The sequence below is a fragment of the Natrinema gelatinilyticum genome (assembly GCF_024266705.1).
Classification (GTDB): domain Archaea; phylum Halobacteriota; class Halobacteria; order Halobacteriales; family Natrialbaceae; genus Natrinema; species Natrinema gelatinilyticum.
The window spans coordinates 2,592,181-2,606,722 of sequence record NZ_CP100756.1 but is presented as its reverse complement, the minus strand read 5'-3'; the positions used below and the strand labels follow the sequence as shown (position 1 = coordinate 2,606,722).

The following is a 14,542-nucleotide window of genomic DNA, read 5'->3' as shown; positions in this document are numbered from 1 at the left end:
ACACCCTGTGAAATCGTGACGAACCAAAGGCTAAAGAACGGAACGACCGAACATTCCAGTAATGACTATCATTCGTCTGCTGCGGAGGGATCTATCGTGGGAGTTGAAATAAAAGAAACCGGTGTGACGGATACCGAGTTCGAGGCGATGAAAGGCTTCGTCTTCGAGTATCTCACGGCCAGCGTCGAAAAGGAAGACGAGGGCGGACGCATGCGCTGGTACCCCTGGCACTCCGCCGAGTACCGACACAACCACATCCTCAACGTGGTCGAGCTCGCGACCGAAATCGCGGAAAGGGAGGGCGCAGACGTCGACGTCACCCGCGTCGCCGCCCTCTTCCACGACGTTTCCAAACTCGAGACCGACCAGGAACTCCACGCCGAAGCCGGCGCTCGCGTCGCCCGCGAGTACCTCGAATCCCGCGGTGAATACCCGGAATCGTTCATTCGTCAGGTGTGTCGCGCCATCGAAGACCACTCCTATCAGGGCGACCTGACCGACCTCGCCCTGGAGACCCAGTGTCTCATCGAGGCCGACTTGCTCGACAAGATCGGGGCAAACGGCACCGCCCTGATGTTGCTTCGAATGGGCTACGAGGCGCGGACCCACATGGACGCCGACGAGATGGTCGAGCGAGTCCTCGAACGGGGGTACGACGCCGCCGCGCGCGTGCAAAGCGACACCGCCGAAAGCATCGCGCACCAACGGCTGAAACGCGTCAAGTGGTTCAGCGAGTGGCTCGAGGACGAGATCGCCGCACTGGGCGAGTAGCCCCGTCGCCGCCGGGACGGATCCGACCGTTTCACGTGGTCGATCAATCGCGGAGCGCCGGTCACAGGATTCGGAGCGTCCCCATCACCAGAAAGAGTAGCCCAAACCCCACGAGGACCACGGCGCTCAGTGCGGCCACTGCCGGTGCAAACGCGTCGATGCGACGGCCGGCGGCAGCGAGCGTTGCCGGAAAGACCACGACCCAACACGTTACACCAGCGAATAAGCCGGCTAACAGCGCTGGCGAGCCGGTCTGGACGACGAACGCACCCTCGAGCGCATGCCCGGCGACCGGGATGGACGCGAGGACGTCGAGGGTTCCCGGTTCGAGCAGGCCGACGCCGACGGTGAGCCAGAACCCGATCTGGTAGGGGTTGGTCAGCGAGAGCACGAACGTTTTCCGAAAGCCCGATGCGGCGACCCGGCCGGCGTCGGTAAACGACGATGCGGACCGGGCCTCGTCGACCGCGCCGATCGCAAAGTACAGCATGAGACAGCCGCCAGCGAGGTAGAGCACGGGCCGGACGACGGGAGCGCGATCGATGACGGCGACGACGCCGGCCAGCGTCAGGACGAAGAACAGCGCGTCCGCGAGCATCACGCCGAACCCGGCGCGGACACCGGCCGACCAACCGCGAACGACGCTCTCCTCGGCGATGATCGCGTTCATCGGTCCCGGCGGTGCCGCGAGGGCGAGCCCGAAGACCACGCCGGCCAGTGTGGTACCAACGAGGGAAGACACGGTCTCGCTCTCGAGTGAGCGTGCGGCGGTAAAAAGGGTATTGTCTTCGGTGGAATCGCTGAACAGGGCTGCATCGACCAGTGGTTTCTTACGCCGACGATTCGAGACACCGTGTATCTATGAGGGAGGCTGCGTCGACGGATCGTCCGTACGCTCGTTCGACGCTCTTTGCGAGCTACTATCTCGACGAGCAGATCCAGAACCGAGCGGCGTGGGACTGCGACGAGGCGGCGGCCGATGCGAGGGAGCGGCTGCGAGCGCTGTTCGACGGCGAGTCGGATCCAGTCTCTGACAGCGAGTTCGCGACCGAAGACCGCGTCCACGAGGCACTCGACGTCCTTGGCTTTGGGTCGATCGTCCAGGAGACGATGCCAGACGGTGACGACGCCGTCGACGTCTCCCTTCTGGCTGATACCGCGGTCGACGAGGAGAGCCAGAAACCGGTATCGGACGCCGACGACTCGACAGATCCGTTCGAACGCGCACTCGGAATCGTCGCGATTTGCCGCCAAGACGGCGACGGCACGACGCGGGTCGGCGATCGACCGTTCGATCGAACCGCGTCCGACCGGATTGCCCACGTTCTCGAGCGCACGCCGGAGACGATCAGATGGGGTATCCTCACGAACGGGCGAACGTGGCGGCTGTACCGTGCGAACGAGTTCGACACGCCGACCAACCGGGCAGACGAAGACGAGACTCGAACCGACGGGATCGACGCCTCGGAAATCTGGAACGGTGGGACCGACACTGACGAGACGCAGGCCTGCTACGAGATCGATCTACCGGGCCTGCTCGAGCGCGACGGCAGTGAGGACTTCAAGTATTTTTACGTTCTCTTCCGTGCGGCCGCGTTCCGCGAGTCCGGGGGCAGGTCGGTTCTCGACTCGGTCCGGGCGGAGAGCGAGGCGGCCGTCCGCGAACTCGGCGCGGATCTCGAAGCGACCGGGTTCACTGCACTGGGGCTCCTCGGTCACGGCTTCGTCGAGACCAACGACCTCGATATCGATCCAAGCGACGACGAGCAGCTCGAGGAGTTGAAAACCCAGTCACTCGTTTTGCTCTACCGATTGTTGATCGTTTGCTACGCAGAGTCCCGGGAACTCGTCCGACCCGCAGATTCCAACGATACACCGATGGACGACGCGCCGCTCAGTCTCGAGGCGATCCGACTCGAGGTGTACGACGAGATCGGCACGAGCGGCGACGGGTTCGCCGAGCGCTACGACGCGTATTCGACGACGTTGTGGCAGCGACTCGAGAAGCTGTTCCGGTGGATCGACGAGCGGAACGAACGCCTCGGTCTGCCCGGGAGCGACGGCGGGTTGTTCGACCGGTCGGCACACGAGTTGCTGGCCGTGAACGCGGTTGGCGATCGGTACCTCGCGGAAGCACTCTACCGGCTCTCGACGACCGAAACGGACGATGGGCGGTCCGTTCCGATCGAGTACGCAGACCTCGATACGCGCCACCTCGGGAACGGCTACGAAGCGTTGCTCGAGCAGCAGTTTCGAATCGCGCCGGCCGAGTATGCGGCAGTTCTCGCGAACGGTGGGACGGTCTGGAAGCCGACAACGGAGGTGACGGCGAGCGATACGATCGAGACCGTAGATAGCGGTGACTTGTACGTCGTCTCCGACGACGGTGACCGAAAGACGACGGGGACCTACTACACGCCGGACGCTGTCGTGAGCGACATCGTCGAGAAGACCATCGGACCGCTGGTCGACGAAATCAGAGACGAACTCGTGACGGGCGGTCTGGAGCCGGGAACCGACGAGTACGTGGATGCGTTTGTCCGCGAAGCGACCGACGTGACGATTCTGGATCCCGCAATGGGAAGCGGTCACTTCCTCACGCGGGCCACGGCGTATCTCACGGGCCAAGTGGTGGCCGAGGGGCGGACAACGAGCGGGCCGACGACCGTCGACGAAGGGCGGGTTCGCCGTGCGATCGTCTCGCAGTGCATCTATGGCGTAGACCGGAACGAGATGGCCGTCGAGTTGGCGAAACTGACGCTGTGGCTCGAGACGGCCGCGGCCGACGGGCCGGCTCCCGCTCTCGACCACCTCGTAGTGGGCAATTCGCTGGTCGGTTCGACGGTAACCGAGCGGCTCTCGACCGAGACGCTCACCGACCTGGCGTCGACGGCGGACGTCGACGAGTGGAACCGGACTGAGCCGCGCTTCCGGCGACTGGTCGCACTGGCGAACGTTTCCACCGCGGCACGGTTCGACCGCGAGGTCCCCGACGACGCGTGCGAGCAGGTGGCCGGGGCGTTCGAGGACGACGATGTGTGGGCAGAGTTGCAGACGACAGACTGGTTCAGACGGGCGCAGTCGACGAGCGAGGCGGAGGGGTTCTTTCACTGGGACCTCGAGTTTCCCGACGTCGTTCTCGACGAGAACGGGCGATTGCAAGACCACGCAGGGTTCGATGCGGTGATTGGCAATCCGCCGTGGGTCGCGACGGCGGGTCGGGGCGCCATCAGCGCAACCATGGACCGATCGCTCCGTGCGTATCTCGAAGACGAGTACGAGTCGACGAGACAGCAGTTCGATCTGTACGTCGCGTTCACCGAACAGTTCGTCCGTCTCGCTGCGGACGGCCGAATCGGAATCGTCGTTCCCGACGCGATACTGACTCGAGAACAGAACGTTCACATTCGCCGGTATCTGCTCAACCACACGGACATCGCGTTCGTCCTTCACCTCGGCACGGCATTCGATGCCGTCGAAAACGGGGCTGCGGTCCTCGTAACCGGGGCCGGAACGGCTGCGGTCAAATGTGCGTCGACCGATGGATCCAGGGCTGTCGAATCGATCCAATACGACGAGATTCCGCAGTCGGTCTTTCGGGAACAGGACGAGTATCGATTCCTGTTACACCTGAATCGACCCACGCGATCGATCCTGCAAAAGATGGCGTCCCATCCGAAACTCGGAGAACGCGTTTCGATCTCGAGGGGAGAGGAGATCAGCAAACGGGCGGACGTGCTGTCCAAAGCGTCCGGACAGAACGAGTCGGAAGCGATCGTTCCTGGCTCGGCCATCGAACCGTACGGATTCGACGCTACGGAAACCCGATACATCTCGCCGTCGAAGATCGAAAAGGACCGTGACCAGTATCGAAGCCCGAAGCTCGTTTTTCGACAGACCGCAGAAGCGCCGACGGGAGCGCTGGATACTGAATCCCGAGTGACGATCAAGTCGGTGTACAACATCGCCGCGGACGATTCCGAAACGGATCTTCGCTGCATCCTCGGCGTCCTCAATTCGTCCCTGCTCGAATACTATCACGAGATGAACCACGCCGCCTATCGGTCCGTCTTCCCCCAGATCAACCAGTCGACGTTCGAGTCCTACCCGATCGCCGTTCCGATGGACCCCGAATTCGCGGCTCTCGTGGCCCAACGCATCGAGGCAACTCGAGCGCGAGCGGTGCTGACGCTCGACCTCGAAACGCATCTGGGGGAGTATCGGTCGGGCGAATCCCTCTCGAACGTCGGGTCGATACGCCCGTCAGGACCGCTCGAATCGCCGCTGTCCCGAACAGCAGACGAACTGGCACAACTTCGTCTCGGACGCGCGACCGTGACTCGCCCGTCAGCCGGGACGGTCGTGATCGAAGCGACCGCCCGGTACAAACCCGAACACGGGACCGACACCGTGGCTACCGGGGACGGGACCGAGTGCGAGACGGATCAGTGGGGCTACACCGAGACCGACCCGGTGCCCGCGTTCCGTCTCACCGACCTCGTTCCGAGCGAGGCGGACCTGATCGAGGCCTTCGTCCCCGTCGCGGTCGACGAGGCCGGTGGCTTCGCGAACGTCCGCAAGACGGCCACGAAAACCATTTCCCTCGTCGACCGACTTCGGGCGCTGACCCTTCCCGCGCTCGACGACGTACGAGACGGCCTGGAGCGCTACCTCGAGACGATGGATCGAGCGGCGGCCCTCACAGAACGGATCGAAGAGACGGACCGCCGGATCGACGAACTCGTCTACGAACGATACGGGTTGACCGAGGACGAAGTAGAACGCGTCGAGGCAGTCATCTCGAAGTAGTACCCGTGAGGGCTGTCGCGACGAACGGGTGGAAAGCGATCACTACCGCTCGAGCGAACCCGGCACGATCGAACAGCCACAGGGCGTCACAATCTGGTCCGTCGGACCGCGCATCGTCACCTGGGACACTCGAACCCCACAACGAGGGCAAGTTGGAAGTGACGACTCGTCGGCGGTCTCGGATGACTCACCCATTAGTCCCACCTCGGACTGGCGCTGCGAGAGCAGTGATCGTGGGTAGCCGTGTTGTCGCTCGACATCATCGTTCAATCGTGCGGTCGTGGTAACGGATTCACCTCGAGAGACCGAACGACCGGAATCGAACGTGGTTCGATCCCCGTCGCCTGTCCGCGACTGAAATCGTATTCTCTATCTACCATAAATAACTTGTCTCTAAGAGTTTCTTCTATAAATATATATGGTTGCAGCACGTCCCCTGTTCACTCCGAACGAGAGTACTGACGGCCCGCTGCAAGTCCCTTCGCCGGCGCCGTCGGTCGCACCCTCGAGCAGCTACCGCAGTCGAACCGCAGGACCGTGGCTCGAGAGACCAGGCACTCGAGTCGTCTCGCCGATTGCCCCGGGCGACCACGCGCTGCGGTTTCGACGCGCAAACCAGTGAATCCTTTTTATCTAGAACGACAATAGTCGCCTATGGCGGGCTGTCAGAGCGGCGACCGAACTCGCGAACCCGATCGCACACGCTCCGTCCGGGAGGGTGGGGACCGATGAGGCGACGGGAACTGATTGCCGGTGTCGGCAGCCTGGGCGTCATCGCCGGCGCAACGGGCGTCGTTCTCGGCGGCGTTCCCTCGTTTCGGAACGAACGGTCCGCTTCCACAAGCGAGGGAAACTCGGAGTTGCCGGTCGACGTCGAGACGATAGACGCTCGTGGCAGCGAGGCCGGGACAATCACGATTCCGAACGGCGAGGTGACGGTCGTTATGTTCTTCGTCACAGGCTGCGGGAAGTGTCAGGCCCACATGCCCCGCCTCGCTGAGGCACGCTCCCAGCTCGTCGACGAATACGGGGACGAGCTGACGGTCCTATCGGTGACCTACCAGTCGTTGGGCACGATGCCCCCGGACGATCTTCGCACCTGGTGGCACGAACACAGCGGCAACTGGACCGTGGGCTACGACCCACACTCGACGCTCGCGGCAAACTACGGCGTCGTCGGCTACCCTGTAACCATCGTCATCGACAGGCGAGGCGAGAAACGGTGGGAAGAACTCGGCGTGGGAAGTTCAGAAGACATCGTCACGGCCGTCGAGTCTGTTATCGAGACGAGCGAACGACGCACGTCGAACGCCACGAACGAGACCGACTCGGGCGCGTCTCCCTCCCCGAACGCGACCACCGGCGGTTGATCCGGCACCGTACCCGAGGCCATCGAATCCCGGTCGTCGGCCGTATCGCATTGTCGCGACGCTTCGCCTCGTTAGAGGCGAGAGAACAAGTCGGAGATCGAGTCCCGCCAGGACGGCTGTTCGGTTCCGATCACGGCGATGCCATCCTGACCGACGAGACAGAGCCGCCCGTTCGCGCCGACGAGCGACGGGGCACTCCCCGTGTTGATCGACTCGAGGTTCCACTGCCGGGTGCCATCGGCGACCGATAGCCCGTGGACGGACCCGTCAGCGGTGGCGAGCGAGACGGTCCCGCCGACGACTACCGGACCGGTCGTCGCATCGCCGATATCGACCCGCCATCGCTCGGCGCCGGTACTCGTTTCGACCGCGTAGAGACTCCCGTCGGTGCTGGCGGCGAGGATCTGCCCGTCGGTGACTGCGAGCGCCGGAGTGAGGGTGCCGCCGGTATCGAATCGGAAGCGTTGGGAACCGTCGGCGGCCGATAGCGCGTGCAGCGAGCCCCCACAGCCGACGTAAACGTACCCATTCGCAACCGTTGGTTTCGTCAGCGTCTCCCCGTTGCGGTCGAGGGCGGTCATCCACCGTCGACGGCCATCGGCGGAAGCGAGTGCAGACGCCCGCCCTTCACAGACGGTGAAGACGACGCCGTCGTCGACTGCCGTCCCGACGAGCGGGCCGGCTAGACCCGCCGTCCAGACCGGCTGGCCCGTTTCCGCGTCGATCGTGTGCAGCGTCGTGCCGCCCACGTACACGTTCCCGCCGGCGACGACCGGTGACGACCGAACGAGGGTATCCGTTTCGTAGCGCCAGGTTCGCTCACCCGATTCCGCGTCGAGCGCGTGCACCGTGGTTTCACCGGCGACGTACACGGTATCGTCGACGACGGCCGGCGTCGTCGCGAGCGGCGCTTCAGATTCGAACTGCCAGCGCTCACGTCCGTCCTCGAGCGCCAGTGCAGTGATACAGCCGTTGTCGCTCGCAACGAAGAGGGTGTCGCCGACCAGCGCCGGCGGAGCAACGACAGCGCCGTCCATCTCGAGGCTCCACTTCGTCGTCGGACTCTTGCCCAACGCCTCGCCGGTCCCGGCCGAGCGGGTGCCCGCGGACCCCGCACCGACCATCGGCCAGTCGGCGTCCCCGGCCCCCCCGAGATCGCGGACGTATTCGAGTCGTTCCCTCGCGGTCGCCGCCGCGCCCGAAACTGGGGGAACGGGGTCGTCGACGAGCGGTCGAACCGCGGCCACCGAGTCGACGGCGTCGATAGCCGCGAGCGTCCGAACCGCGGCCGCTCGAACTCTCGCGTCGGGATCAGCCAGTCGGGAGCGGAGTGCTGGCGCGACCTCGTCAGCGTCACCCTCGAGTTCCCCGGTGACTTCTGTGACTTCCGCAAGCGCGCGGCTGGCGGTGGCCCGAACGTCGGCGTCCGGGTCCGTCAGCGCCGATAGCAGCTCGTCGGTCGCCTCGGCGAGACCGTGAGGATCGTCGGTCGCCATCGTCACGAGCGTTCGACCGGTCACGACCCGAACGACCGGGCTGTCGACAGTCAGTCCGGTCGCGATAGTCGAGACGGCGGCCGGACGCAGGCGCTCGGACTCGTCGGCGAGGACCGAGAGCGCGAGAACGGCCAGTCCGCCGGCACGCGGATTGCCGTCGATCCGACGTCCGAGGGCGGAGTGGTAGGCGTCCATCTCGTCGGTGTGCCTGGGCGTCCGGCCGCCGGCGACGAGTGACGCCGCTTCGGCCACCTGTTCGTCGAGACCTTCGAGGGCGTCCTCCAGCGCAGCACCGTCGCTCCGACCCGTGATCACGAGTATCCCGAGTGCGAGCGCCGCACCCGCTCGGACGGATTTGTAGTCGTCCGCCAGCAAGGTGATCAGCCGGTTCTGGGCAGAAGCCGCATCGTCCGGGAATGCCGCCGCGAGTCGAGCGATCTCGACAGCGATCGATCGCCGATCGACCGCGCCACCCGCCGCAGCCGTCGCTTCCACGCCCGACTCGAGGTCCTCGCACAGGAGCTCCGTGACCGATCGCAGATTCGTCTCCGAGGCGGCTGTCGCGAGCGCGCGTTCGAGCGCTCGGCGCTGGTTGGCATCTCCCGCTCGTAACCGCTCGACGAGCGGCGTGGCCGCGTCGGCGATCAGTTCCGGATCCATTCGTGCGACATCGGCGAGCGCAGTCGCAACTGCCGTTGCACGCTCGTCGTCGGACGACAGGATTCCGTCGAGCGTCTCGACCGGCGTCGGCTCGGTTTCGCCGTCGACTCCGAGCAACGCGACGAGCGTTTCGAGGGCCGCGCTTCGAACCCTCACCGGTGGTTCGACGAGCGCCATCGCCAGGGAACCGATGACAGCCTCGGTCTCGGCACCGGACTCGAGTCCGAGGATCCTGAGCGCCTCGCAGGCGCCCGCCTGCACGGCCGGCTCGTCGGCAGCGATCTTTTCGACGGCCAACGCGACCGTCGGCCGACAGTCTGCGTGCGATTCGGGCGCGACTGCCAAGAGCGTTTCGCGCACCGTGGCACGCACGCTCCGATCCGAATCGTCGAGCGCGCGGAAGAGCCCCGCTAACGCCGGTTCCAAGTCGTCGGGATACGTTTCGGCGATCCGAGCGAGTGCGAGGGCCGCGTTGTTTCTGACGCTCGCATCGTCGTCCGCGAGCCGGTCCCCGAGTGGCGCGGCGGTTTCGCGGGCCGATCGCTGCGTCTCGGCTGCGATCGGAACGAGATCGCGGGCGGCCGCCCGCCGAATCGCCTCGGTGTCGGACTCGAGTCGACGACACAACGATCGAACTGCCGGATGGCCGTCGGCCGTCCGCGCCTCGGCGATTTCCGCCAGTTTACGCGCGGCGTGTCCGCTGCTCCACTCGTCGTTCGACTCGAGCCGGTCGACGAGCGCCGGGACGTCGACCCCGTCGACCGGTTCCGCGAGCGCGATTGCACTCAGCGCCTCAGCCGCTCGATAGCGGACTGGTTCGTGCGGATCGTCTATTCTCCGGGCGAGTTCCGACACGATCGGGCGGATCGAATCGGGACCAGTATCCGACACGGCCGCGATCGAACGGGCCGCCTCGAGCCGAACGGCGTCGTTCTCGTCGTCGAGGACCACGGCGAGATCTCCGACGACGGGTTCGACGGCCTCGGGGATTGCGTCCGCGACGGCAGCGATGGCCACGATCCCGTGGCTCCGGACTGCCGGCTCGTCACGAGCAAGCCGGCGGGCGAGCGGATCGACCGCGGGTTCGGCTGCGGCGGGCCGATCCACCGAAAGCGTGGCAAGCGTCGCGGCAGCGTCCGTTCGGACCGCCTCGAGTGGATCGTCGACTCGCTCGACGAGTGCGTCCACGGCCGGGACGACCGAACCGGGTTCGGCATCGGCAACATCACGAAGCGCTCGTATCGTCTCTCGACGGACGACGGCCTCGTCATCGAGGCTCGCGGCCAGCTCGTCGACGACTGCAGCGACGGCGTCGGAACGCTCGGTCGCGACGGCCGCGAGCGCCCGTGCGACGTCGACACGAACACACTCACGCTCGTCTGCGAGACCAGCGGCGACGGATTCTACCGCCGCCGCTACTGCGTTAGGTCGCTCCGCCGCGATTAGGCGGAGCGCTCGCGCAACGTGATCCCTGACGGTTCGCTCGTCCTCGAGGCGCTCGGCGAGCCGAGCTGTCGTGTCGCTGACGACATCGGGGTCGTGAGCTGCGACGGTCGCCAGGATCGCTGCTGCGTTTTCGCGGACCGCGGCGGTTTCGTCGTCGAGTGCCGCGGCGACATCGTCGATGAGCGGGAGCATCTGCTCGGGATCAGCCGCCGCGATTGCCGCGAGCGCGTCCGTCACTCGGGTCCGAACGCGGTCTTCCTCGTCCGTAACGTGGGACGCGAGCACCGGTGCTGCGTCGGCGACAGCGGCAGGCTCGACGGCGGCAATAGAAGCGAGCGTGTCCGCAGCGTCGATCCGAATGGCCGATGGACCCGCCAGTCGGTCCGTCAGCGACGGCACGCCGTCCCGGGTCTCTTCCGGATAGACGGCCGCGACTGCAGACAGTGCCGACACGGCGTGCGATCTGATCGCCGGATCGTCCTCGAGACAGTCGGTTAGCGCCGACACTGCCGACCGAACGTCGGCCGGCCGTTCCGCAGCCTCGGTCGCCAGCGTCTCGGCCGCGTACTCCCTGACCTCCGGATCTTCTGCCGTGAGAAACGCCTCGAGTCGATCGATACCGACGGTGACCTCGAGTCCGTCGGTGCGTTCGTCTTCCGATTCGTCCGTAATGGGGTCCGATTCTGACATGGTGGCTGCACGATTCGCGATCGCGATACTCGCGGTCGCGTTGATAGGTACACGTACAGAGACTCTCAGTTAATGCTACGCCCGGCATCGTCAGATCGACCGATATAGGCCGGTTCGGAGGGTGGCGTCGTCGGGGTAGTCGCTCACGAACCGATACATCAAATCGACTGCCTACCGCAGCGATCGAGGACGTGCCTCGAGTTTGGAATCTCTCGGTGAGCGTTCGCATCCCGGCGAACAGCGAAACAGCCCGCCCCGTCAGGTGCAGGCTGGTCTCCCAACTTCCTTCGCGACGATATCCATCACGGACCGTAACCGAGTCCGGCGACCGAGAGAAGCGACCTGTTGCACGCGACGTCTCGAAACGTATGACCGGTGGAACGAACGATCGGACGGACGAACCGACGCGGCGTGACCTGCTCGTCGCCGCCGGCAGCACAAGTCTGGGGGCAATCGCAGGCTGCGCGACAACCTTCGGTGCGGAATCGAGCTCGACGCTCCGCATCGGGACCCTTGGTCCGCCGGTCACACTCGATCCGATCTCCGCCCGCTCCATCGGCTCCGAACAGGCGATCGAACTGCTCTTCGACGGCCTCTACGCCTATGGTGAGGGGATCGAGGTCGTTCCTAAACTCGCGGCCGGCGAACCGCAATACGAAGCCGACGGCCAGACGATTGTGGTCGATATCGACGGCGATGCGCGGTTTCAGAACGACCGACCGGTGACCGCCGACGACGTGGTCTACTCGTTCACTGCACCGCTCGAGGAGGACGCGCCGCCGGCATGGCGGGTGAGCCCGTTCGAATCGGTCGAAGCCCTCGACGAGCGCACCGTCCGCTTTTCGCTTGCAGCGCCGTATCCCGGGCTCGAGCACGCGCTGACGCACTCGATCGTTCCCCGTTCGGTGCGTGAGGACAGTCGGAAGGCGTTCGCGACGGAGCCGGTCGGCTCCGGGCCGTTCGAGGTGGCGTCATTCAGCGAAGAGACAAAAGTCGAACTGCGTCGTTGGTCCGACTACTGGGACGATCCGAAGCCCGCCATCGAGACGCTCACCATGGCCTACGTCGAGTTTCCGATGACGCAGTTGACGAGCCTGCGAACGGATCGCAACGACGCGATCGAACCGGTGTCGCCGTTGATCGTCGACCACGTCGCTGACGTGGCGAACGCCTCAGTGCAACGGCGACGGGGCTACACGTCGTTTTATTTCGGATTCAACCTGAACCAGGGACCGACGACCGATCGTCGGGTTAGGGAAGCGATCGGTTACTGCATCGACCTTGACGAGGCGGTCGCAGATTTCGTCGAACCGATGGGGACCAGACAGCACAGTCCGCTCCCGCCGCAGGTCGCTCGAGACTGGGACATGCCCGTCGACGAGTGGGCGGCGCTCACACCTCCGAAAGATATCGACCGTGCCCGACGGCTCTTCGACGAAGTCGGCAAAGCGACCGGGCAGCTTCGCATCCTAACGTCGATGGATCCGAAACACAAGGAGTTCGGCGAGGCGCTCGCCGGTGGACTCAGAGACGCTGGTCGTGGCGCGCTCGTCGTGTCGAAGCCAGAATCAGTTTTTCTCGAGAAGTCCGTTACCGGGTCCGAGCGCGATTACTCGGTGTTCGTCGGCGAAATCGCCGGGACGCCAGATCCGGATTCGCACCTCTACCCGACGTTCCACGAGAACATGGCCGGCGTGACGAACGGGACCTTTTACCGCGAGGACGCAGTCATGGAACGGCTCGTGTCGGCTCGGACGATGGGAGACCGCGAGCGGCGGCGACAACGCTACGAAAGGACAATCACGCGGCTGCTTGAGGACCGAGTCTGTCTGCCGATTTGTTCGTTCGAGAATAGCTTCGCCGTAGCGGAGGACGTGCAAAACTTTCGCGTTCACCCGATTGCTAAGGAAAACCCGCGCGTCGCTACGGGGGAAGACGTCGTGACGGTGGGGTCCGAACCGTGAGCGATGGCGATAATGGCGACAAATTCGGGGTCGCGACGGCCGTCGCCCTGGGCGTCGGCGGCATCGTCGGCGGCGGCATCTACGCGGCGATCGGGATCGTCGTCGCCGCGGCAGGAATCCTGACGTGGTTCGCCTACTCGCTGGCGACCGTCGTCGTCCTCAGCTGTGCGTACGCCTACATCAAGTTAAACGAGGCGACCGAGACCAGCGGGGGATCGGTCTCGTATATCGAGGAACTGACGGGACGATCGACGATCGCCGGCGTCGTTGGCTGGACGCTGATCGTCGGTTACATCGGAACGATGGCGATGTACGCCTACGCGTTCGGCATGTACGGCCAGCTGCTGCTCGGCCTCGAGTACGTCTGGGGCCTCCCTGTCCGGCAGTTCATCTCGGTCAGCGTCGTCGCCGCCTTCGTCGGATTGAACTTATTCGGCGCGGGGTCGTCGGCTGCGGTCGAACGGTACCTCGTGTTCGTGCAAGCAGGGATCATCGCCGCGTTCGGCCTGATCGGACTCTGGTTCGGTGTTACCCACTACCAACTGCGCCTCGGCTTCTCAGAACTCGGACTCAACCCGATCCTCGCCGCGTCGGTCGGATTCGTCTCGTTCGAAGGATGGCAGCTCCTGTTTTACGATCAGGAACAGTTCGAAAACTCGGACGAGACGCTCGCGAAGGGCGTGTTCATCTCGATCCCGATCGCCGCGGCAATCTACGTCCTCGTCGGGTTCGTAATCACGACGCTATTACCAGAGGAGGTGATCGCAGCCCAGCCGGAACCGGCTCTGCTCTACGGGGCGCTTGCCATCTCGAAGTGGCTCGCACTGGCCGTCGGAATCGCCGGCCTCGTCTCAACGGCGAGCGCGATCAACTCGACCATGTTCAGCGAAGCTCTCTTCGCGAAGAACCTCATCAGCGACGATATCCTCCCTGACGAGATGGGCGAAGCGGGGGCCGACGCTGCTCCCAAGCGTACCGTGATCGTCATCGGCGTTCTGACGGCCGCCTTTACCGCCCTCGGGAGCCTCGAGGCCGTCGTCGAGTTCGCTTCCCTGGCCTTCATCGTCGTCTTCGGGGCGATGAGCGCGCTCGCACTGACAGTGCGTGACGAGGAGGGCGTCGACGTCAACCCGGTCCCACCGCTGCTGGGGATGATTGGCTCGGCCGCCTTTTTCGTCATGCTGACGTGGTACCTCTACTCGCAGCTCCCGGCCGTCTTCTGGCTAGTCGTCGTCATCGCGGCGGTAGTGTTCACGGTCGAAGCGATGTATTTCAAGCGACGAACCCTCTCGGAAGGCGTCCGAGAGGTGGAAAAACGAGTGTAATCCTCTTCCTC

The 14,542-nt window shown here is 64.8% G+C and carries 7 protein-coding genes; 5 read left to right on the top strand and 2 right to left on the bottom strand.

What is annotated here, in order from left to right:
- Window positions 1-96 precede the first annotated feature (96 nt).
- Window positions 97-771: an HD domain-containing protein gene (locus tag NJU76_RS12755; RefSeq protein ID WP_254529165.1), complete on the top strand. Its 675-nt coding sequence runs from the start codon at window positions 97-99 to the stop codon at window positions 769-771.
- Between the two features lie 61 nt (window positions 772-832).
- Here NJU76_RS12755 and NJU76_RS12750 read toward each other — a convergent pair whose 3' ends face one another.
- Complete coding sequence (locus NJU76_RS12750) at window positions 833-1,513, bottom strand: LysE family translocator (RefSeq protein WP_254529163.1); 681 nt, start codon at window positions 1,511-1,513, stop codon at window positions 833-835.
- Between the two features lie 119 nt (window positions 1,514-1,632).
- On the opposite strand from NJU76_RS12750, the gene NJU76_RS12745 reads away from it, so the two are divergent.
- Window positions 1,633-5,580, top strand: a complete 3,948-nt coding sequence (locus NJU76_RS12745) for an Eco57I restriction-modification methylase domain-containing protein (protein WP_254529161.1) — start codon at window positions 1,633-1,635, stop codon at window positions 5,578-5,580.
- Window positions 5,581-6,308: 728 nt separating this feature from the next.
- Entirely contained in the window at window positions 6,309-6,950 is a 642-nt protein-coding gene (locus NJU76_RS12740; protein ID WP_254529153.1) for a TlpA family protein disulfide reductase, read from the top strand.
- A gap of 71 nt (window positions 6,951-7,021) precedes the next feature.
- On the opposite strand, the gene NJU76_RS12735 is transcribed toward NJU76_RS12740, so the two are convergent.
- Window positions 7,022-11,242: an outer membrane protein assembly factor BamB family protein gene (locus tag NJU76_RS12735; protein ID WP_254529151.1), complete on the bottom strand. Its 4,221-nt coding sequence runs from the start codon at window positions 11,240-11,242 to the stop codon at window positions 7,022-7,024.
- 368 nt (window positions 11,243-11,610) lie between these two features.
- On the opposite strand from NJU76_RS12735, the gene NJU76_RS12730 reads away from it, so the two are divergent.
- Window positions 11,611-13,206, top strand: a complete 1,596-nt coding sequence (locus tag NJU76_RS12730; RefSeq protein WP_254529149.1) for an ABC transporter substrate-binding protein — start codon at window positions 11,611-11,613, stop codon at window positions 13,204-13,206.
- Window positions 13,203-14,531: an APC family permease gene (locus NJU76_RS12725; RefSeq protein WP_254529147.1), complete on the top strand. Its 1,329-nt coding sequence runs from the start codon at window positions 13,203-13,205 to the stop codon at window positions 14,529-14,531. Before NJU76_RS12730 ends, NJU76_RS12725 begins: the two co-directional genes overlap by 4 nt.
- Window positions 14,532-14,542: the final 11 nt, after the last annotated feature.

Bases quoted from the DNA above. Each gene is read 5' to 3' on its own strand.
- NJU76_RS12745 (WP_254529161.1), top strand. From the start codon at position 1,633: ATGAGGGAGGCTGCGTCGACGGATCGTCCGTACGCTCGTTCGACGCTC.
- NJU76_RS12740 (WP_254529153.1), top strand. From the start codon at position 6,309: ATGAGGCGACGGGAACTGATTGCCGGTGTCGGCAGCCTGGGCGTCATC.
- NJU76_RS12735 (WP_254529151.1), bottom strand. From the start codon at position 11,242: ATGTCAGAATCGGACCCCATTACGGACGAATCGGAAGACGAACGCACC.
- NJU76_RS12730 (WP_254529149.1), top strand. From the start codon at position 11,611: ATGACCGGTGGAACGAACGATCGGACGGACGAACCGACGCGGCGTGAC.